The 19,903-nt window shown below is 68.8% G+C and carries 16 protein-coding genes; 1 reads left to right on the top strand and 15 read right to left on the bottom strand.

The window, feature by feature from the left end:
* Positions 1-55: 55 nt before the first annotated feature.
* Positions 56-595, top strand: a complete 540-nt coding sequence (locus tag ACHMXA_RS06930; protein WP_395319595.1) for a peptidoglycan-binding protein — start codon at positions 56-58, stop codon at positions 593-595.
* An 88-nt stretch (positions 596-683) separates the two neighbouring features.
* Here the strand turns inward: ACHMXA_RS06930 and ACHMXA_RS06925 are convergent, their stop codons facing one another.
* From ACHMXA_RS06925 to ACHMXA_RS06855, 15 genes are all read right to left on the bottom strand, one after another.
* Entirely contained in the window at positions 684-1,478 is a 795-nt protein-coding gene (locus ACHMXA_RS06925; RefSeq protein ID WP_395319593.1) for a PP2C family protein-serine/threonine phosphatase, read from the bottom strand.
* A 75-nt stretch (positions 1,479-1,553) separates the two neighbouring features.
* Positions 1,554-3,269 carry a type VI secretion system-associated FHA domain protein TagH gene (gene tagH / locus ACHMXA_RS06920; protein WP_395319591.1) on the bottom strand — a complete coding sequence of 572 codons (1,716 nt, stop codon included), beginning with the start codon at positions 3,267-3,269 and terminating at the stop codon, positions 1,554-1,556.
* A gap of 89 nt (positions 3,270-3,358) precedes the next feature.
* Complete coding sequence (locus tag ACHMXA_RS06915) at positions 3,359-3,505, bottom strand: hypothetical protein (protein WP_395319589.1); 147 nt, start codon at positions 3,503-3,505, stop codon at positions 3,359-3,361.
* Between the two features lie 16 nt (positions 3,506-3,521).
* A complete protein-coding gene (locus ACHMXA_RS06910; protein WP_395319587.1) occupies positions 3,522-4,814 on the bottom strand; it encodes a TIGR02270 family protein in 1,293 nt (430 codons plus the stop codon).
* Between the two features lie 12 nt (positions 4,815-4,826).
* Positions 4,827-5,711 carry a hypothetical protein gene (locus ACHMXA_RS06905; protein ID WP_395319585.1) on the bottom strand — a complete coding sequence of 295 codons (885 nt, stop codon included), beginning with the start codon at positions 5,709-5,711 and terminating at the stop codon, positions 4,827-4,829.
* A gap of 16 nt (positions 5,712-5,727) precedes the next feature.
* Entirely contained in the window at positions 5,728-6,858 is a 1,131-nt protein-coding gene (locus ACHMXA_RS06900) for a PAAR-like domain-containing protein (RefSeq protein ID WP_395319583.1), read from the bottom strand.
* Positions 6,859-6,861: 3 nt separating this feature from the next.
* Positions 6,862-7,881: a hypothetical protein gene (locus ACHMXA_RS06895; RefSeq protein WP_395319581.1), complete on the bottom strand. Its 1,020-nt coding sequence runs from the start codon at positions 7,879-7,881 to the stop codon at positions 6,862-6,864.
* Between the two features lie 14 nt (positions 7,882-7,895).
* Positions 7,896-9,008: a DUF2169 domain-containing protein gene (locus ACHMXA_RS06890; RefSeq protein WP_395319579.1), complete on the bottom strand. Its 1,113-nt coding sequence runs from the start codon at positions 9,006-9,008 to the stop codon at positions 7,896-7,898.
* Positions 9,009-9,033: 25 nt separating this feature from the next.
* Positions 9,034-9,516, bottom strand: a complete 483-nt coding sequence (locus ACHMXA_RS06885; protein ID WP_395319577.1) for a DUF6484 domain-containing protein — start codon at positions 9,514-9,516, stop codon at positions 9,034-9,036.
* A 23-nt stretch (positions 9,517-9,539) separates the two neighbouring features.
* Entirely contained in the window at positions 9,540-11,918 is a 2,379-nt protein-coding gene (locus tag ACHMXA_RS06880; protein ID WP_395319575.1) for a type VI secretion system Vgr family protein, read from the bottom strand.
* A 58-nt stretch (positions 11,919-11,976) separates the two neighbouring features.
* A complete protein-coding gene (locus ACHMXA_RS06875) occupies positions 11,977-12,372 on the bottom strand; it encodes a DUF4150 domain-containing protein (protein WP_126025731.1) in 396 nt (131 codons plus the stop codon).
* Between the two features lie 22 nt (positions 12,373-12,394).
* The gene (locus tag ACHMXA_RS06870; protein ID WP_395319572.1) at positions 12,395-13,036 is read right to left on the bottom strand and encodes a DUF3540 domain-containing protein; all 642 of its coding nucleotides are present in this window, start codon (positions 13,034-13,036) and stop codon (positions 12,395-12,397) included.
* Between the two features lie 28 nt (positions 13,037-13,064).
* Entirely contained in the window at positions 13,065-14,117 is a 1,053-nt protein-coding gene (locus ACHMXA_RS06865) for a pentapeptide repeat-containing protein (RefSeq protein WP_395319570.1), read from the bottom strand.
* Positions 14,114-16,708 (bottom strand): DUF2169 domain-containing protein, encoded by a 2,595-nt coding sequence (locus ACHMXA_RS06860; RefSeq protein ID WP_395319568.1) that lies wholly within the window; start codon positions 16,706-16,708, stop codon positions 14,114-14,116. The genes ACHMXA_RS06865 and ACHMXA_RS06860 overlap by 4 nt, the downstream gene beginning before the upstream one ends.
* A 19-nt stretch (positions 16,709-16,727) precedes the next feature.
* Positions 16,728-19,892, bottom strand: coding sequence for a type VI secretion system Vgr family protein (locus ACHMXA_RS06855; RefSeq protein WP_395319566.1), 3,165 nt, complete (start codon positions 19,890-19,892; stop codon positions 16,728-16,730).
* Positions 19,893-19,903 lie beyond the last annotated feature (11 nt).

Below are 19,903 nucleotides of genomic sequence, written 5' to 3'. Positions count from 1 at the left end.
ATCGGGCGCGCCAGTGCCCGGTGCGGTCTCCACGCGTCCTCACCGGAGCAATGCAATGGCATTCAGCACCCCACTCATCGGCACCAGCGGCGCTCTGCTCACCGCCTACAACATCGACTGGTCGGTAGGCCGGATCGGTTCCAACACGCGTGAAGACGTGATGCTGGTACAGGCGCTGTTCAAGATCTTCTACTACGAGCTGCTCGGCTTCAACCACGACCTGGACCCGCCCCCGGGCCAGACCGAGGCGATCGTCGTGGACGGCTACTACGGGCCGGTCACGCAGAAGCACATCACGCACTTCCAGACGCAGGCGATCGCGCTCGGACAGAAAGTGCTGCCGGACGGCATCTTCGATCCGTTCCGCGAGCCCGGCGCGTCCAGCACGCTGAGCAAGACGCGCTACGCGCTCGACCTGCTCAACAACGGCTGCGCCAACTGCTGCAAGGAACAGGGCATCGACAACTACACCAACCTGCCCAACCGCCAGGACATGCCCCAGCAGCTGCGCAGCGCGCTGAAGAAGGTGAAGAAGACGGCGAACAAATACACCTACGTCGCGCCCCAGACCGTGCCCAGCACGGGCGGAGCCTGATCTGCGCGGTTGCCGCAATCGAAGGAAGGAAAGAAGGGGCCCCGGGTCCCTTCTTTTTGCCCCGCGTTGCCGTGCGCAGAGGAAGGAATCAGGAGTCGGTCGACGCGACGTTGTCGGGCATCAGCCTCGTCACGTCGTCTTCGTCGTCCTCGATCACCCACAGCGTGAGCGCCGTGTAGTTGTCGTGGCCCGGCTTGGCATTGGCCTTGACCTGCGCGTCGATCAGCTCGGTCCACTGGCTGGGCGTGCGCGAGGCATGCAGCGTGTCGATCAGGCACTCGTCGCCCAGCGGCTCCCACACGCCGTCGCTGCACAGCAGAAGCACGTCGCCCGGCAGCAGGCGCATGCGCTGCGACACCGCGATGTCGGGCGCCTCCTCGATCGAGCCCAGCGCCGACAGCAGCATGTTGCGCTGCGGATGCAGCCGCGCGCCCTCCTCGTCCAGCATGCCGCCGGCCACCATCTGCTGCACGAGGCTGTGGTCGGTGGTGCGCGCCACGATGGCGCCGCCGCGGAACAGGTAGGCGCGGCTGTCGCCGCTGTGCACCCAGGCGAGCGCCTGGCTTTCGAGATCGATGGCCGCGAACACGATGGTCGAGCGCATGCCCGCGAGCTTGCCGCCCTCGGCCTGGCGCGCCACCACGTCGAGGTTGGCCTGCTCCACGAGGCCGCGCAGCGTGGCCTCGTCCAGCCCCGGCGCGGCCGCGAAACCGGCGAGCATGCTGCCGCGCGCGGTGGCCGCCGCCACGTCGCCGCCGCCATGGCCGCCCGCGCCGTCGGCCACGAGGCAGGCGACGAAGCGCTCGTCGTGCCAGTGGCCGTGCACGTCCTCGTTGTAGTTGCGGCCTCCCTGCCGGGAGAGCGTGACGATTTCGATTTCCAAGCGGTGTGCCTCGCGAGTGCTGGGTTGTGTTGTCTGTTTGTCTGACCGGCTCTGTCGCTCTTCTTTTTCTTCTCGTCAGGCATCGGACTTCAGGCGCGCCATCTGCTCCTCGTAGGCCTCGAGGAAGGCCTTGCCAAAGAGGCTGTGGAAGTCGTCCTCCGCCTCGCTCGCGATGCCGCCGTACAGCGACACGAACTGGTCCCACAGCTTGGCCTTGCGGTTGGCGCTGAAGAGCGCGTCGAGCGCCGTCTTCGCGCTGATCTTCTTCTCCAGCTCCGCCGGCTCGAAGCGCGCGATGACATGGGCCAGTGCCGCGCGCATGCCCACCATCACGCCGAACTGGTGTGCGCGCAGGTCATTGAAGGCATCGCGCATCGCGGCCTCGGGCGGCATGAAGCCGCGCACGCCAGGGCCCAGCAGGTGCGCGAGCGCCACCTCGACCGTGGGCGAGAACTTCAGCGGGTTGTTGGCCTGCGCCGCGATCATCGTGACCTCGGCGCGCACCTCGCGCTTGAACTCCTGGCGCGTGAGCAGCAGCTGCAGCGTGCCCTCGGTGGCGCTGCGCAGCATCGAGCCGATGCGCTCCATCAGGCCCGGCGTGAGCATTTCGGGCGGCTGGTGCGTGCTCGCGAGGCCGCGCAGGAAGGCTGCGAGCAGTTCGTCGTCGCTGGCCATGCGCTCGGACGGCGGGGCGGCGGGGCGCGGAGCCGGCGCGGGAGCGATCGCCGGCGCCGGGGGCCGCAGCGGCTCCAACGGCTCCAGCGGCTTGCCGGAGCCCTCGGGCCCGCTGATGCGGATCGGCTGGCCGGTCATGTCGTCGAACTGCGCGGGCGGCATGACAGGTGCAGGCGCAGGAACGGGGACAGGCGCCATCGCCGGCGGAGGCTTCGGCGGCTCGACGGCCTTCGGCGGCGTGAAGCCGAACTGGTCGATGGGCAGGTGGTCGGGGCGCGGCGTGGGCGTGGGAGGCGCCGCCTGCTGCAGGGCAGCCAGCGGATCGGCGTTGGACGCGGTGTTCGGCTGCAGCAGCGGATCGGCCAGCGGCGACAGCGCGAGCGGATCGCCGCCGATGCCGCCACCACCACCGCCGCCCATGCCGCCGAACAGCTCGTCGATGTTCGCAGCCTTGCCGTGCGCGGGCGGCGCGCCGAGATCGGAGAAGTCGTCGAGCGCGCCGAGGCCCGCCGCCGGCCCCGACGACGGCGTGGGTCCGAGCAGGTTGGCGAAGGGATCGACCTGCGCGGCCTGCACGTTGCGCGAGCCGCTTTCCATCGGGTCGGGGAACAGCAGCGAATCGGACAGCGCCGCTGCGGGCGCCGCGGCCGGTGAAGCCGCTGAAGCCGGCGCAGGCGGCGGCGCGAGGCCCGCGAGCAGGTCGGCAAAGGGATCGTCGCTCGTCGGCGTGGCGGCGGCGGCGTGCGAGCCGCCCAATACCGTCGCGGGAATGATCGGCGCTGCGGGCACGGCGGCGGCAGCGGCCGCCGTCACGCGCACGGTCAACTCGAAGCTGCCCACCACCAGCCGCGCGCCATCGGTCAGCGCGGCCTCCTTGCCCGAGCCCAGCGACACGCCGTTGCACTGCATCGGGTTGCTGCCCCGGTCGATGATGAAGTAATGCCCGTCGCGGCACAGCACCTGCGCATGCACGCGCGAGACCGTGCGGTCGGGATCGTCGAGCACCAGCGTGTTGGTATCGGCGCGGCCGATGGTCCCGCCATTGGGACCGAAGTCCGCGGCGATGGACTGCCCCGCCGGAGCGCCTTGCCGGGTGATGACAGCGATATGGATCATGAATCGGCCCCCGAAGGCTCTGTGCCTGAATGCGCCCGAACAAACTCGCAAGGAGTATTCATTCCGTGGGGCATGTTGGCAATCTCGCCTTAAGAGGTATGCCATTGCAGCCAGGCTGCGATGGCGGTGAAGATGGCGGCGATGAGGAGCCAGGTGCGGGTGGCGGGGCCGGGGCGCACGAGCGCCGCGGCGAACGCCACGACGGCCAGCGCGGCGAGGATGAATTTCGCGCCCACGTGCAATGCCCCGGCGTCAGTTGTCCTGCGTCTGCGCTATCCAGCGCGACTGCCGCCACGCGGGCGCTTGCGTAGGAAAGAGCTTGCTGCCGGGCCGCAAGAGGCACAGGTGCTCCGCCGCCGCGATACGCTGCCGCTGGAAGCCGCTGCCCAGCACACCCGCGCAATGCGCCCACGATGGCAGCGCCCCCATGAAGTAGCGCTGTCCGGGCTGGAAGCGCCCGGCGTTCGCGCGCCACCAATCGCCCAGCTTCGCAGGATCGGGCCACGGCAGGCCATCGTCCTCGTCCATCGAGACGTCGTCGTGCGCGGGATCGTCGTCGGGACCTGACTCGAAGTCCTGCGGCGGCCTGCATTCGAGGTCGAGCCAGGCGAGGTCCAGCCCCGTGATGGTGCTGAAGGCTTCGCCCGCGATCCGTGCCAGGCCGGGATCGTCCATCAACGAGAGGAGCCACGGCACGATGCGTGGGTCGCCCAGGGCACCCGCACCGCGCACCGCGTCGCGCAGGCTCGCGGGCTTGCTGCGCATGTCGGCCAGCAGCGGCGCGGCCTGCTCGGCCGTCGCGAGCTTGAACAGCAGCGACAGCGCCTGCAGGCTCTGCGGCGTACCCTGCACCAGCGCGGCGTCGAGCAGCGCGCGCACCGGCCGGTGGCGTTCGCCCAGCAGCACGGCCGAACGGGCGGCCCAGAAGCGGCAAGCGGGGTCGTTGTCGGCGGTTGCCGCCAGGCATGCGGCAACGAGGTCGATACGGCCGCATTCACCGGCGGCACGCAGCGCCTGCGCGCGCAGCGTCGCATCGCTGTCCGCCACGGCTTCAGCCAACATCGGGCCGGGGTCGACCATGTGGGAATCGCAGGCCGCGATGGCGGTGCTGCGGCGGAACGCCAGAGGCGAGTCGAGCAGGTCTTTCGCGAGCCCGCGCAACGAATGGGCGGCCGCCCAGCCGACGGCCAGCGCGCTGGCCTCACGCACCGCCGGCAGCGCCTCGGCCAGTGCCAGCAGGCGGTCGAGCCGGGGCAGGTCGTGATTGACGATGGCCAGCACCGTGGCGGCGAACACCTCGCCGCGCCCGGCGTTGCCCAGCGCCGCATCGCAGGCCCTGCTGCCTGCTTCGCCCGCGACAGCCAGGCCGTCAAGGTGGGCCGCGAGCCGGTCGTCCAGACGGCGCAGATGGTGCAGCCGGGCATGCGCAGAGCCGGCCAGAAAGAAGCGCTGATTGCACAGCAGCGCCGACTCCTCGGCATGCCGCATCACGACCAGCCCGACCGGCATGGCGGCGTAGCGAGGAATAGCGTCGGCCGTTTTCACGCAACCGCCCCGTCAGTCGTACTTGCGCCAGGTGGTGCCGTCGAACGACGCCACGTCGGCCTTGCCGACCGACCACATCACGCCCTGCGCCACCGAGAGGTTGTAGCAACTCACAGGCCCCATCGCGCCGAAGTCGACCGGCACCAGACGATCGGCGTCGAGTGTGTAAAGCCCCGACATGGTGGCCACGTAGAGCTCGTCGCGGAACCAGCACAGGTCCCACAGGTCGGCATCGACCTCGTCTTCCCATGCCACTGGCGCCCACGCATCACCGCGTCCCTTGACGAGTACGCCGCCCTGCCCCGCGACATACACCAGGCCGTCGCCCGCGCAGCAGACGGCCGAGAGGATCACGTTGGTAGGGCTGCCGCACCGGGTCCACGCCGCGCCGTCGTAGCGCCAGATCTCGCCGGCCCAGCCGGCCGCATAGATCTCGCTCCAGCCGTAGCCGTCGATCGCCTCGAAGCCGAACACCTCGGTCTGGCCGGCGCGCGGCGCGCTCATGTCCATCCACTGTCCTTCGCCTACACGCCGGAACACCTGGCGCTTGCTGCCGCAGACAAAGACCTCGCCGCCGATCTCGCGCGCATGGCGGACCATGACGGGACGCGGATCGATGGTTTCGTCTTCGCGCCGACCGCCCACGTAGGTGCTGACCTCGCCGTCCTCGCCGACGAGCACGACCTTCTCCGCCGGCGATTTCGCCACCGCGATGGCCGTGGCGTTCCAGGTGGTGTTGAAGGCGTCACCCCAGCTGCCCTTGTAGAGGCCGACCAGGCTGACGTGCGCGATGTCCTGCTCGATGAGCGTTTTCATCTGGCTGATGACGTACACGAGGTCCGCCATGCGGGCCGCGCCCCTGACGAACTCGCGTGAAATGGAAACCTTCGCCGGCATATGGAACTCCTTGTGTTCAGGGCAGCGCCGCACCCAGCTTGCTTGCCGTTTCGTTGACCGTCGACTGCAGCGACGCGTAGTGCGAGATGTCGGTCTTTCCGGTGGACGAATGCTTCACCGGCTTGGACGGGTCGCCCAGCCCCTTGTGGCCTTCCTTGAGTTGGGCCTCCAGGCATTCCTGGCTGCAATGCGGGGCCACGGCCTTGGCGCCCTTGGCGCAGTGCGTGACCTCCTTGTCGAACGGATTCGGGTCGCCGTTGGCCACGGGCGACGTGGTCTTGTGGTGTGTGTGGCGCAGGCCGTGCGTGCCCGAACAGCTGCCGCCTTCGGTGCACATGCAGGGCGCCTTGTTCATGTCGTAGGCTTCCCAGCCCTTCATGGGCTTGCCGCCGTAGCGGTCCTGGAAGAACGAACTCTTCGGCACGATGTGGTCGCCCGTCTGCGCCTTGCAGCAACCGCCGATGCCGTCCTCCACGGGCGGCGAGGCCTTGTAGGGGACGAGCCGGCAGCGGCGCGCGGCGGCGCACGGGTTCTCGCTGGCCTTCTTCGCAGCGCCGCCCAGGTCGCCTTTGATCGAGCCGAAGTCGCCGCCCAACCCGGTCTCGGCGCAGACGTCCTTGCCGTCGGGCTTGGCGGGCTTGTACTCCTGGCAGGCCGCCGCCTCGCGCGCCTTGTCGCCGTCGCACAGCTTCTTGATGTCGCCGTCGGCCATCGAGTCGACGAACGGCCACGGCACCGCTTCGTTGGCCGTCGGGCTGCCATGGTTGTTGGTGGTCTTGTCGAGGTGGCGCACGGCGTTCTCGCCCTCGAACTTCACATCCATCGACCAGTCGATGAAATACACCTTGCCCTTGTTCTTGCTCGACACCACGCCCTTCTTCGCCGCGCAGCCGGCCTCGTCGCCCGACGATGTCTTGAAATAGGACTTGTTCTTCAGCATGATTTCCTGGCCGGAAATCTGCACGCTCCGGCTGCCCTCCGTGGTGTCGGAAGCCAGGCCGGTGTTCGGATAGGGAACCGGCACGCCAGGCGGCGTGGCCGGATTCTCCGGCGGCGTCATGCACACGTCTGGCATGGCGCAGATGGTCTTTCCCGCCCCCGCCTTGCAGGCGATCTCGCGGCCGTTGGCGAACACCTGGTTGGCCATGCGTCAGCCTCGAGCGTCGCGCCAGGAGAAGATCATGGACGCGCGCCGCCCGTCCTCGTTGCCAAGGTGCAGCAGCACGTGCTCGCCTTTGGCGTAGGCCTTCTCGCAAGCCGCCTTGAGCACGGCGATCATCACCAGCCCGATGGTCGCGCCCACCTCGCCGATGCAGTCCGCCGGATGCCACACGTCGAACTCGGTGCGCTTGGTGCGGTCGATGCGCCCGAAGGCAAGGCTCGCCTCCTTGAACGCGTACTGTCCGCCCGAGGCGTCGATGATCTTGAACTGAAGGATGCCCTCGCCGCAGCCGGCTTCCTGTAGCGACTGGCGAATGGCAGCCGTGAGTCCGTCGGCGCGCAACGGCTCTTCTGAATCGACGTGCGCCTTCTCCACCGCGAAACCGAGCCCGCGGCACACGAGCTGGCCGTCGGTGTGCACGCCCATTCCCTCGACCAGCAGCGCCGCGGCCCCCTCGCCCGGAATGAAACCGTCCGAGTTGCCGCTCGTCAGCAGGCGGTCGCGCTGCTCGCAGTCGGCCAGCGCGGCACCATCGAGCAGGCTGTCGCTCGCGGCAATCGCGACCTGCGCCGCCCGTCCTTCGCCGATCAACTGGCGCGCCCGCAGGAGCGCGACGCCCGCTGAAACGCGCCCGCGCGCGATCACGGCGGAATCGGGATGAAAGCGCATGCCGAGTTCGTCCTCGAGCGCCTCGAAGAAGCGCGCGTCGTCGTCCACGATCCGGCCGGGCCGGCCGGATTCCGCCAGGCACAGCAGCAGCGGCGTGGCTTCGCAACTGTCGCGGTCGAATCCGGCCAGGCATTCGGCGACCGCACGCGCGGCCATCTTGAGCAGGCGCTTCTCTCCGCGCCACGGCTGCGGGAACGGCACCTCGCAGCCCATGAGCCACTCGCCGTCGCGGTCGCGGAACCGGGTCTGCTGGAAGTTATCCACGGCGCCCCGGATGGCGGCGCAAGTGGAAGCTGCGTCAAGCCCGACCCCGGTGACGAGCCCGGTGCGGCTCACCATGATCGTGGGTGCCGTCACAGCTGCGGCTCCGTCTCGCCGCGCCGGCTGCGCACCAGCTCGCCCAGCGAGGGATGCCACTGCTTGCCAAGCGCGCGAGCGCGCCACCATCCTGCCGACATGCGCCCACCCAGCACGTTCGACACCTCGAAGATGCTCTTCCTCAACGGCATCGTGGCGCGCCAGGCCATGGTGAGCAGCATGCGGTCGGTGTCGATGGCCAGCGTGTCGAGCGTGCCCTGCACCGTCTCGTGGCCGCCCTTGCGGCGGAAGAACGTGACGGGCACGTCGAGCACGGGCAGCGAGAAGCGAAGCTGCCCCGCAGCCGACAGGTTTCCGAGCGCGACCTCTTCGCCGCCGCGCAGGAAGTCCACCTGCTGGTCGGGCGGCGCGGCCTGGTAGTAGGCATCGTTGAAATCCGCCGGCAGGAAGGGGAAGGTATTGTCGATCCAGTCCTGGTCGTAGGTGCCGGCATGAGGCAGGCGCTGTGACCAGCCGCGGCCCACGGGCCCGAAGGCCATCGGCGCATAGGTGCCGTCGGGTGCCTCCACGGGCCGGTCGAAAGCTTCGGTGCGCGGCAGCGGTGTGCCATCGAGCAGTGCGGACTGCAGGTTGCAATGCCAGCCGCAACCGACCGGGTTGGCCATGTAGGCGCCGTGGCGGGCGCGGTCTTCATGGCGCTCGTCGACGCCGCCGAAGGCGACGTCGTAGCTGATGGCCTGCGTGACGAAAGCTTCGGGCGGCGAGGCGCGCACGCCCGACAGCCCCGCGCTCCAGTGCCGGGCGCCGACCACGGAGAACATCTTCTTCCACGCGCCCACGCGCACCCCCACGGGCACGCGCTGCGCCGGTTCGCCATGCGGAGCATGGGCGGTGCCAGTGAGCAGGATGTCGCAGCGCGGCTTGCGCGGCGCATAGTCCACCTCCTGCACGGGCGCCGAATAGCCCGGATCGCTGGTGAAGGTGTCGGCGGCGATGAGCGGCAGCTGCACCGCATGGCGCGGCGCCACGCCACCGTCGCCTGGTATCGCGAAGGTGCCCTTCACCACGACGACCAGCAACTCGCGGCCCGACGGCTCCATGCCCATGGTGTATCCGAGGGTCATTCCGGTGGCGTTCACGACTTCCATGGCGGCTCCCGGTATTCGCGCACGCTCAATTGATCTGCACGGCGCCGCCCTTGATGCGGTTCGTGCCGGTGGAACGGCTCAGCACATAGCTGCCCTGTATCAGCACCTTGCCCGCGCGCGTCAGCGTGATGCTGGCCTTGCCGCAGCGCAGCACCATCTGCTCGCGCGCGCTCACGAGCAGGCGCTCGCCGTCGGCGTCGATCTCGACCTGCGCCGGCTTGCCGTCCGCGGGCCATGCGCCGTCGCCGCGCACCACCCCAACCACGAGCGGCCGCGCCGGGTCGGCACGCTCGAACATGAGGCTGACCGCCCGGCCCACATGCGCGCCGTGCAGGTCGACGACGCTGCGCGCGGGCACCGCGGCCGTGCCGGGCTGTCCCTCGAACATGACGAGCGGCGTGCGCCCTTCGTCGGCGATGCCCACCAGTTCGCCGATCACCATGCCGTTCCATGCGCCCGCGTCCAGCGCCTGCGCCAGCTTCGCCTCTATCAAGTCCCTGCCGCTCATGTCCAGCTCCTTCGTGAGTGCCTTCAGTTCTGCAAGATCTTCGAACCCTTCATCACGATGTCGCTGCTCGCCTTCGCATTGATCTTTCCCGAGGCGTCGATCGTGATGTCCTTGCCCTTGATGACGATGGTTCCGTCCTTCTTCATCGTGATGCTGGCGCTGCCCGTAGTGATCGAGACCGAGTCGCCAGCCGTGATGACGAGGTTCTTGGTCACGGACAGCGAGTCGTCCTTGCCCACGCTGGTGGTCCGGCCCGAACTCACGCTGCGCGATTCATCCGCCCCCACGTTCGTCGACAGGTTCGCGCCCACATCGACCGACCGGTTGGCCCCGATGCTGCTCGACTGGTTCGCCCCCACGCTGATCGTCTGGCTCGCCCCCACCGTCACCGCCTGCATCGCGCCCACCGTGATCTCCTGCGCCGCGCCGACGGTGATGGTCTCGTTGATGCCCACCGTGTGCGTACGCTGCAGCGCCACCGTCGCCGTCTCGCTCGCACCCACCGTGATCGTGCGGTTCTGCCCGATGGAGATCGTCTCGTTCAGGTCCACCGTTTCGGTGCGGTTCTGGTGGATCGTGATGGTCTCGTTCTTGTCCACCGTTTCCGTGCGCTGGCCGTGCACGGTGATGGTCTCGTTGTTGTCGACCGTCTCGGTGCGGTCGTGCTTCACGTGGGTGGTCTCGTCGTGGTCGATGGTCTTGGTGCGGTCGTGGCCCACCCAGTGGGTCTCGTCGTTCTCGACCTCGATGTCCTGGTTCTTCTCCGCGTGCAGGTACACCTGCTCCGAGCCCTTCTTGTCCTCGAAACGGAACTCGTTGCAGTTGGCCGCGCTGCCCTTGGGCGTGGAACGCGTGCGGAAGCCGCTCTGCGTGTGGGTGCCGAAGGGAATGGGCTGGTCGTCGTTGTAGACGCGGCCCACGATCAGCGGGCGGTCGGGGTCGCCGTTGAGGAAGTCGACGATCACCTCCTGGCCGATGCGCGGGCAGAAGTACCCGCCCCAGCCCTTGCCGGCCCAGGGTTGCGACACGCGCACCCAGCAGGTCGACTTCTCGTTGCTCTTGTCGTAGCGGTCCCAGTGGAAGTGCACCTTCACGCGGCCGAAGTCGTCCGCATGGATCTCCTCGCCCGACGGCCCCACGACGATGGCCGACTGCGGCCCCGGCATGACCACGCGCGGCGTCAGCCGCGGCGGGCGGAACGGCATGTCGGCCGGGAACACCGTCAGCAGGAACGAGCTCGCGCCCGGTCGTCCCGCATCGAACGAAGGCATGCGCGCGGCAGCCGCCTCGAACGCCGGCAGCGTGTCGGCCAGCACCGCGTCGTCGGCAAGAGCCTCGCGCAGCATCTGCGTCGGCAGCATGGGCGAAGCCTCGAGGTCGGCGCCCTCGTAGCCCGGGTGGGTCGCGAAGAAGGTGCAGGCGGCGATCACGTAGTCGCTGTCGCGCGTGCCGTCGGGGTCGTTCTCGAACTTGAAGCTGCGGCCGGCGGCCACGTCGGGCCAGGGGGTGAGGGCCCAGTGCCGCTGGCGGCGCGCGCCGATCTCCTCGCCACGCAGCTTGCCCTTGTCGTCGGCGTCGTCGCCCTTGAAGTAGCCGCCCGCGAACTCGAAGGCCTCGAACTCGGCCAGCTCGTGCTTGTCGGGCGTGCCTCCGGCCGCCTCGAGCTTTTTCTTGATGGCCTTGAAGTCGCTGTCGGCGGAGGCGTACTTGCCGGTGTCGAACTGCCGTTCGCTCACCCAGCGCGATATCTCGTTGAAGCGCGCCTCGGCGGCGTCGCTCGACACGTAGCGCAGGGTGTCCGCGGCGGGCAGCTTGTCGTGCGCCATGTCGCTGGCATCCGAGAGGTGCATGGTGCCGGGCGCATCGTGCGCATCGAACCAGTAATAGATACCTTCGTCTTCCAGCAGCCGCGATAGGAATTGGTAGTCGCTCTCCTGGTGCTGCACGCAGTACCGGCGCGGCTTGTGAGTGCCCACGACGTTGTCGGACCGGGTCTTCTTGAAGCGCTTGATCGGGCTGTCCTCGAACACCGCGTCGAGCACGTCGAGCACGGGCTTCTCCTGCAGGATGCGCGAGTTGCCGCGCTTGGTGAGAAGCCAGAACCAGGAGCGCAGGGTGAAGCGGTATTCGAAATAGCGCCCCGCATGGCCCGCGCGCACGAAGCGCACCGCGTGGCCCTGGCAGTGCCGCTCGTGCCTGCCGCCGTCGGCGTCCTCGAAGCCGATGACGATGTCGAAGGCGCGCCCGAGAATGTCCTTCGCGTCGATGGCCTTGTTCTCCGACAGCACCGTGAGCTCGTAGATCGAGGGGCGTGCCAGTGCCTCGTGACCCACGATGCGCCAGAACATGAGCTCGTCCTTCACGGGCGAGTCGCTCTCGATGCGGAACTCCTGGTCTGCCATTTTTGGCTTTCTCCCCCATGCGCCTGTAAGGCGGCGCAGCCTCTTTGCTTCGGTTTCTCTAGGGCGCCAGCAGCAGCACCAGCGGCTGGCTCGGCACGGTGCGCACGCCGGGGCAGTTGGTGCTGTTCTGCAGAGACACGCTGGTCAGGCGCGACGCGGGCATGCCCATCATCAGCACCGTGAAGGCGCCGGTGAGATGGCGGCTCGGCCCCATCACCGTGCCCGAGGCCACGCCCAGCAGCACGCCGGAGTTGTCGCCGTTGGTCATCGGAATGGTGGTGCCGAGGTTGTGGGCCGGACCGCCCATGATGAGGATCGTCGGGCAGTTCGGAATCGCCATCGGACCCATGGCGATGTTCGGGTACGGCACCGGAATCGGCGACGGCGCGGCGGGCGTGATGCAGACATCGGGAAAGCCCATGTCCGTGCCCATCAGCTGGCAGTTGGCGAACATTTCTCTTCTTCTCCGCCGGGCTTCAGCCGAAGTGGATCTGCGCGCCGCGCGCCTTGACCAGCTCGCGGCCGTTGACCAGGGTGTGCTCTCCCTCCAGACGCATCAGCTGCTGCGCCTCGCACTCCACATGCGTGGCCGACACGCGGTCGATGCCGTCGGTGGTGCGCAGGTAGTGCCTGCTGAAGTGCTGCACGCGGTCCATCACCGACGACAGCACCGAGCCCACGAGCTTGAGGCTGGTGCCGACCACGCTGAGCTGGCGGCCGACGACGTCGGCGCTGTCGGTGGCAAGGCGCGTGCGCTGCGTGGCGATGTCGAGCTCCTCGGCAGCGAGCTCGATGCGCCCGCCCTCCGCGGCGATGCGCATGCCGCCGCCTTCGCAGTTCACGACATTGGCCGTGCCTTCCTCGCGCTGCAGCACGGCCATGACCCAGACTTCGTCGGGCGCGATGCGCAGGCAGGCCACGCTGTCGCCGGCCGCGGGCTCGAGCAGGCAGCTCGCGGCGCGGCGTGCGCGAAGCTTCAGGTCGCCGCTGGCAACGACCTGACGGCCCTTCGCGTCGATGCCAAGGATGCCCACGCACCACTCGCCCGGAATGGCCTTCGCGGCCTGGCTCTTCTTGCCGGTGCGTGCTTTCGTGAGCGTTGTCGTTTCGTTGTTCATGGTGGCTGTTTTCTCCGTATTCGTCATGTCAGGCGACCAGCGGCTGCCAGCGCTCGGATTCGGCAAGCTCCGGGTCGGTCTCGAGCGCGCGGGCACGGTCGCTCATCTGCGCGTTCTCGGTGATGACTGCATGCAGCACGGTGCGCAGCATGGTGGCGCGGCGCAGGTCGGCCGCGGTGAGATCGGCGTGCCTGAAGTCGGCATACGTCAGCTCGGCGCCGCTGAAGTCGGCGCCCTGCACTTTCGCGCCCGCGAAATGGGTCTGGTACAAGTCGCAGCCTGTGAAATTGGCCTTGGGCAGCACAGCGCCGGTGAAGAGAGCCTGCCGCAGGCGGGCACCGGAGAAGTCGACGCCCTTGCCCGTTGCGGCGCAGAAGATCGCCGACGGTGCCACGGCCTTCGCGAACTTCGCGCCATCGAGAGTCGCGCCCTGGAAGTTGCACTGCTGCAGCGTGACGCCGCCGAAGTCGGCCCCGCTCAGGTCGGCGGACGAGAACTGGCAGCCATTGAGCTCCAGCCCCGCGAACGACATGCCCTTGAGCGAGGTCTTGAAGAACACGTTGCGCAGCATGCGCGCGCCGGTCCACGTCAGGTGCGAGAGATCGCATTCGTTGACGGTGGTGTATTGCCAGCTGGTGTCGTCGGCGCAGACGTCGAGCAGCACCGACTGGCTGATGACGGCGGAATCGAGTTGCACGCCGCGCAGCACGGCATGGTCCAGCCGGCAGCGCGCCAGCGTGGCCATGGTCATCGCCGACTGCGCCATCTGCGCGTGCGTCAGGTCGCACTCCGTGAAAACGGCGCCGTGCAGGTTGGCTTCGCGCAGGTCCGCGTGGTCGAGCTTGCAGCGGTTGAAGACCGCCTTGCGCAGGTTGGCGCCCGATGCGATGGCGCCGCGCAGGTCGCATGCGTCGAACACTGTCTCTCGCAGGTCGGCGCCGCGGAAATCCGTTTCGGCGAAATTGACCCGCGAGAAGATTCCGCCGCCGAGCGCGAGCCTGGCGTAGCGGCCCTTGCGCAGGTCGAGGCCTTCCAGCGCCTCGCCGACGCTGACTGCGATGGCCAGCAGGTTCGGGCTCATGCTGCGGCCTGCTGTTCCGGCGTGAGCCGTGGCCATGTTCGCGCCCGCTTGAGCAGTGCGCCGTCGAAGCTCGTGGAGCCGTCGAGCCGCACGCGTCCGAGGTCGGCGCCGAAGAGATTGCTGCGCCGCAGGTCGGCTCCGCGCAGGTCCGCCGACTGGAAGATGGCCTCGCTGAAGTTCACGCCCGACAACAGCGCATTGGTGCAGACGGCCTTGCGCATCAGCGCGCCCTTCGCACTGGCGAGCCGCAGGTCGGCGCCCTCCAGGAGGGCCTCGCAGAGATTGGCGCCGTCGAGCACGGCGCGGATCAGCTTGGCGCCGCGCGCATCGCAAGCGCCGAAGTTGAAACGGCGCAGGTCGGCCTGGCTCATGTCCGCACCGGCCAGACTGCTTCCCTTGACCGCCACGGTGCCGGCGCAGCGAGCCGCCATCATCTTCGCGCCGTCGAGCTTGCTGGTCACGAAGGTCGCGTTCTCCATCTTCGCGCCGTGCATGTCGACGCCCGAGAGGTCGGACTCGATGAAGTTGCAGACCGACAGGTTCGCTTCCGGCCACCGCATGCCCTTGAGATCGAGCTTGTGGAAGACCTGGCCGCTCAGGTCGGCTCCGGCCCAGTCGGCATCGCCCCACGTGGTGTTCAGCAGGTTCGCCTTGGCGAATGTCGCGCGCCGCATCTGCGTGCCGGCGAATGCGCAGTACATGAGCGTCGCTGCGCTGAAGTCGGCATCGTCGAAGACGCCGCGGGAGAGCCGCGCCTTGCCGAGATTGGCCTTGCCGAACTTCGCTCCGATGGCGATCACGCCCTCCAGATTCGCATGCGCCAGCACCGCGCCCGCAAGGTTGGCGCCGGAGAGATTGGTATTGGCGAGGTTCGCACTCTCGAGCCACGCGCCTTCGAAGTTCACGTCCCGCAGGTCGAGGCCCGAGAGATCGGCGCCGGTGAGGTCGATGCCCGCGAAGAACTTGATGCCCGCAGCGCTGGCGCGCGCCATCTCGCCGCGCAGCTTCGCTGCCTCTTGCGCAGCCATCGGAAATGCCGGCGGCTGCATGTGCGCGGACTGGAGATAGCCCGCGCGATGCGCGTCCTCGATCTGGCACAGCTTCGGATAGATGGGCGCCAGATCGACAGGCCTCGTTCCCATGGCGGCCTGTGCGCGCATCTCTGCCATGTGCCTGTCGGGGTCGTACTTCGGCGGACCACGATGCCGCAGCCTGGCGAGGTCGATCTTCTGCTCCTGCGACATCGCCAGTGCCCGCTCGACGACGGTGACCGCATCCTCGAGCGCCGCCCACTGCTGTGCCTCGGCCTCCTTCATCTTCTTCTCGAGGTAGGGCGGCAGTTCGTCGCCGACCGGAACCTTCTCGCGCGCAGGCATGCGGATGCCCAGCGCGTCCGGGTCCTTGCCCATGGAAATGGCCTTCTCGCGGGCGAAGGCCACATCCATCCCGGCGCGGCGGCGCTGTGCTTCGCCCTGCAGGCCCTCCGTGCCGAAGGGTGCCTTGGCGGCTTCCACGTCGGGGTCGACGGTGTTCACGCCTTCCGGAAGCAGGTCGCTGTCGACGATGGCGTAGATGGGCCCCATCTTCGGATCGGCACGCTTCGCGGCAGCGTCGAGGTAGTGCGCATCGGAGCGAACCTGGCCGATGCGTTCGACGGCTCCCATGAGGCTGACCACGTCGGAGCCGTCGTCGGTGCCGACCTCGGCCAGGCCCTGGAAAATCGCGATGCAGCGCTCGGCATGCGGGAAGAACCACACCGTCGTCAGCCGCAGCGGTACCTCGCGCACCTTGGGCTCTCCGGCCGCCATGCGGTAGCCGACGAACACGCGGGCCCGCATGCCCGGAAGGCGGCCTTCGATCAGGCGCTTTTCCGGATGCATGTTCTCGAACGAGAACGGCTCGTCGCCGACGAGCGGCGCCCCCATCCACTGGTCCGGCGGCGCCAGGTTGAAGTAGCGCCAGTCGGTGTCCGGCGCGAAGCCCGGCGCGTGCAGCTTCAGGTAGTCGGCGTCGTAGGTGCCGCGGTACTGCACGCGCTGCGGATGCATCACGTCGAGCGCCCCCATGCCGGCGGGCGCGATGGCCTGGTCGGGGCGCAGGAGGCGGTCGTGCGGCAGTTCGATGTTGGGCAGCCAGGCCACGCCATCGGCCTTCTGCCTGCCGCGGCCGGCGGTGTTGAGGGGAAAGTCCGTCCCGCCGTAGGCCCGCGACCAGTCCAGCGGCATCTGCGCGAAAGGCCGCGCCTTGCTCGGCTTCGATCCGTCCCAGTAGCGGTCGCCCAGCACCAGCAGCGTCTTTTCCTGCGCGCCGAAGCGGGCTCTCACGGCGCAGCCGTCGGGCCGGTCCGGTGGCGGGAATGCCTTGCCGTGCACCAGGAACTCCGGCGTGAGCTTGGCCACGCCCTCGTCGATCATCGGCTGGGCCATCTCCTTCGCCAGGAAGGACCACATCGACTGCTCCGCCCACAGTGTTCCGCGCTCGCCCTGCGCGAACGGCAGGTGCAGGCAGGCGCTGATGCTGAGCCCGAAGCGCTTGCGGTACTCGATGGGGCGCGTCGACAAGCCGAGCGCCTGGGGTTTGAGGACTTGCATGGTCTGTCGGCAGCCCTCTTCATTCCCAGTCGTCGTTCGGTGGCACACCTCCGTCCAGCGGGTCGGATGACGGCGGCGGCGGCGGCGGCGGCGGCGGCGGTGGCGGTGGCGGTGGCGGTGGCGGTGGCGGTGGCGGTGGCGGTGGCGGTGGCGGTGGCGGTGGCGGTGGCGGTGGCGGTGGCGGTGGCGGCGGCGGTGGCGGCGGTGGCGGCGGTGGCGGTGGCGGTGGCGGTGGCGGCGGCGGTGGCGGCGGTGGCGGCGGTGGCGGTGGCGGCGGTGGTGGTGGTGGCGGTGCTGGAGGCGTCGGGCTCCACTCCTGCGTCGGGTCCGCGGGCGCGCCCACTCCGGGTGCCGGCGGCGGTGCGGGAGGAGCCGGCGGGGGCGGGGGCGGCGCGGCAGAGCCGTCCGCGTTGACCGACTCGTCGGCAGCCAGCCGTTCGCCGCCGGTCCCGACGCCGGCGGCGCCCAGGGCACCGACGATCAGTTCACCGCCAGCGATCGCAACGGTTCCGAGCACCGGGATGCTGCCGATCACGCCTTCCACGCGACGGTTGCGCGTGATCGCGCCGAGCGAACGCAGCCGGCCTGCGAGGCCGGGCAGGTGCGCGGCGTCCGCTTCGTTGGCGGCGTTGTCCAGCGCATTGGCGGCGTCCGCGTACTGCTTCAGCGTCGCGGCGATATCCGCGTCCGCGCTGGCCAGGCCCGCGACCGCTCCCAGCGCGCCGGCAATGGCGGCACCACCCGCGCCGCCGGCACCCGCGCCCGGCGTGAAGGTATGCAGCGCGGCCTGCTCCACGTCGATCGGAAACGCCTGGATCTCCGGCGCGACGCCGGACGACAGCTTGACGCCCAGCGCGGTATCGATCGCCACGCCGCCGAAGTTGGAGATGGCGATGGCCAGCGCGTTGTCGATGCTCATGCCCATGAAGGTCGAGCGCGCGATGCCCAGGTTGGCTTCGCTGTTGGTGCCGATGTAGCCGCTGGTGTTCGGCCCGAGGATGGTCGTGTTGGAGCCGACCGAGGTCGCGTCGATGCTGCCCACCGCCATCATCTCGATGCCGGTGTTGCTCATCAGCTTGATCTTGTTGGCCATCAGGTGCAGCGGCCCGGTGGGCACCGTGATGTACTTCGAGCTCGCGCCCGTCACCATCCAGTCGATGTGCCCGGCCTCGAAGCTCATCTTCGCGGCCTTGTAGGTCAGGTTGCCGCTGACGGTGATGGTCTGGTTGCCGATCACGTTGCGGGTCTCGCCCGCGCGCGAGGTGTCGGTGCGCGCGCCGGTCACGTCGGTCTTGCGCGTCCCGGTGACGGTCAGCGTGTCGTTGCTGTCGACGAAGGTGCTGCGGTCGCCCACCACCTGGTTGTTCTGCTTTCCCTTGACCGTGTTCTTCTGGTCGACCACCACCATGTTGGTGTCGTTGCGCGTCACCGTGCTCTTGCGGTCGCGGTCCACGTGGTTGGTCTGGTCGCGCTTGACGGTGACGCTCTGGTCGCGGTCGATGGTGGTGGAGTCGTCTCGCTCCACGCTGCGGCTGATGTCGAGCTCGGCGTGGATGTTGATCTTCTCCTCGCCCTTCTTGTCCTCGAACATGATCTCGTTGTAGTTCGAGGAGCCTCCGCCGGGCGTGGAGCGGGTCTTGAAGCCGCTCTGGGTGGGCGACTTGTAGGGAATGGGCTGCTCGTCGTTGTAGACGCGCCCCATGATGATCGGCCGGTCGGGGTCGCCGTTGAGGAAGTCGACGATCACCTCCTGGCCGATGCGCGGGATGAAGTAGCCGCCCCAGCCCTTGCCGCCCCAGGGCTGCGACACGCGGATCCAGCAGGTCGACTTCTCGTTGCTCTCGTCGTAGCGGTCCCAGTGGAAGTGCACCTTCACACGGCCGTGGTCGTCCACGTGCAGTTCGTCGCCCTTGGGGCCGACCACGATGGCGGTCTGCGGCCCCGGCATGGTCACGCGCGGCGTGAGGCGCGGCGTGCGGAACAGGCGCTCGGTGGGAATCACGGTGAGCAGGAAGATGCTGCTGCCGGTCTGCGCGGCCGACAGCGCGGGGGTGGCGGCGATGATTTCCTCCAGCACCGGCAGCGTGTCGGCGTTCACCGCGTCGTCGCGCAGCACCTCGGCCAGCGCCTTGTGCACGGGCTGCGCCGGGGCGCTGGCACTCACGCCCTCGTAGCCTCGATGGCTGGCGACGAAGGTGCAGGCCGCGATCACGTAGTCGCCGTTGCGCGTGCCGTCGGGGTCGCCTTCGTACTTGAAGCCGCGGCCGGCCGTCACGTCGGGCCACGGCGTCACGGCCCAGTGGCGGTCGCGGTGCGCGTTGAGTTCGTCGCCGCGCAGCTTGGCGCGGGTCTCGGCGTCGTCGCCGCTGAAGTAGCCGCCCGGGAACTCGAACAGTTCCAGGCTCGCCAGCTCGTGGTCGTCCGATGCGTCGATGTCGGCGCCCAGCTTCTTCTTGATGGCCTTGAAGTCGCTGTCGCGCGATGCGTGCTTGCCGGTGTCGAACTGGCGCCCGCTGACCCAGCGCGAGATCTCGTTGAAGCGCGGCTCGGCGGCGTTGACGGCCATGTGGCGCAGGGTGTCGACCGCCGGCAGCTTCTCGTGCGCCAGGTCGCTGGCGTCCGAAAGGTGCATGGTGCCGGGCGCGCCGTGCGCGTCGAACCAGTAGTAGATGCCCTCGTCCTCCAGCAGGCGCGACAGGAAGCGGTAGTCGCTCTCCTGGTGCTGCACGCAGTAGCGCCTCGGGTTGTGGGTGCCGATGACGTTGTCGGCCTTGGTCTTCTTGAAGCGCTTGATGGGGCTGTCCTCGAACACCGCGTCGAGCACCTCGAGCACCTTCTTGTCCTGCAGGATGCGCGAGTTGGCGCGCTTGGTGAGCAGCCAGAACCACGAGCGCAGCGTGATGCGGTATTCATGGTGCCGCCCCATGTGGCCGGCGCGCACGAAGCGCACCGCATGGCCCTGGCAGTGCCGCTCGTGCGTGCCGCCGTCGGCATCCTTGAACTCGATCACCACGTCGAAGGCATGCCCGAGGATGTCCTTGGCGTCGATGGCCTTGTTCTTCGAGATCACCGTGAGCTCGTAGGCCGACGGACGCGCCAGCGCCTCGTGCCCCACGATGCGCCAGAACATCAGGTCGTCCTTGGCGGGTGAATCGCTCTCGATGCGGAACTCGTTGTCGGCCATCTTTTTCTCTG

This window comes from Variovorax sp. UC74_104 (assembly GCF_044055375.1).
Classification (GTDB): domain Bacteria; phylum Pseudomonadota; class Gammaproteobacteria; order Burkholderiales; family Burkholderiaceae_C; genus Variovorax.
This window is presented reverse-complemented; position numbering and strand designations above follow the sequence as displayed.

Coding starts and splice junctions, on each gene's coding strand:
- ACHMXA_RS06930 (WP_395319595.1), top strand. CDS start 56: ATGGCATTCAGCACCCCACTCATCGGCACCAGCGGCGCTCTGCTCACC.
- tagH (WP_395319591.1), bottom strand. CDS start 3,269: ATGATCCATATCGCTGTCATCACCCGGCAAGGCGCTCCGGCGGGGCAG.
- ACHMXA_RS06905 (WP_395319585.1), bottom strand. CDS start 5,711: ATGCCGGCGAAGGTTTCCATTTCACGCGAGTTCGTCAGGGGCGCGGCC.
- ACHMXA_RS06900 (WP_395319583.1), bottom strand. CDS start 6,858: ATGGCCAACCAGGTGTTCGCCAACGGCCGCGAGATCGCCTGCAAGGCG.
- ACHMXA_RS06895 (WP_395319581.1), bottom strand. CDS start 7,881: ATGGTGAGCCGCACCGGGCTCGTCACCGGGGTCGGGCTTGACGCAGCT.
- ACHMXA_RS06890 (WP_395319579.1), bottom strand. CDS start 9,008: ATGGAAGTCGTGAACGCCACCGGAATGACCCTCGGATACACCATGGGC.
- ACHMXA_RS06885 (WP_395319577.1), bottom strand. CDS start 9,516: ATGAGCGGCAGGGACTTGATAGAGGCGAAGCTGGCGCAGGCGCTGGAC.
- ACHMXA_RS06880 (WP_395319575.1), bottom strand. CDS start 11,918: ATGGCAGACCAGGAGTTCCGCATCGAGAGCGACTCGCCCGTGAAGGAC.
- ACHMXA_RS06875 (WP_126025731.1), bottom strand. CDS start 12,372: ATGTTCGCCAACTGCCAGCTGATGGGCACGGACATGGGCTTTCCCGAT.
- ACHMXA_RS06870 (WP_395319572.1), bottom strand. CDS start 13,036: ATGAACAACGAAACGACAACGCTCACGAAAGCACGCACCGGCAAGAAG.
- ACHMXA_RS06865 (WP_395319570.1), bottom strand. CDS start 14,117: ATGAGCCCGAACCTGCTGGCCATCGCAGTCAGCGTCGGCGAGGCGCTG.
- ACHMXA_RS06860 (WP_395319568.1), bottom strand. CDS start 16,708: ATGCAAGTCCTCAAACCCCAGGCGCTCGGCTTGTCGACGCGCCCCATC.
- ACHMXA_RS06855 (WP_395319566.1), bottom strand. CDS start 19,892: ATGGCCGACAACGAGTTCCGCATCGAGAGCGATTCACCCGCCAAGGAC.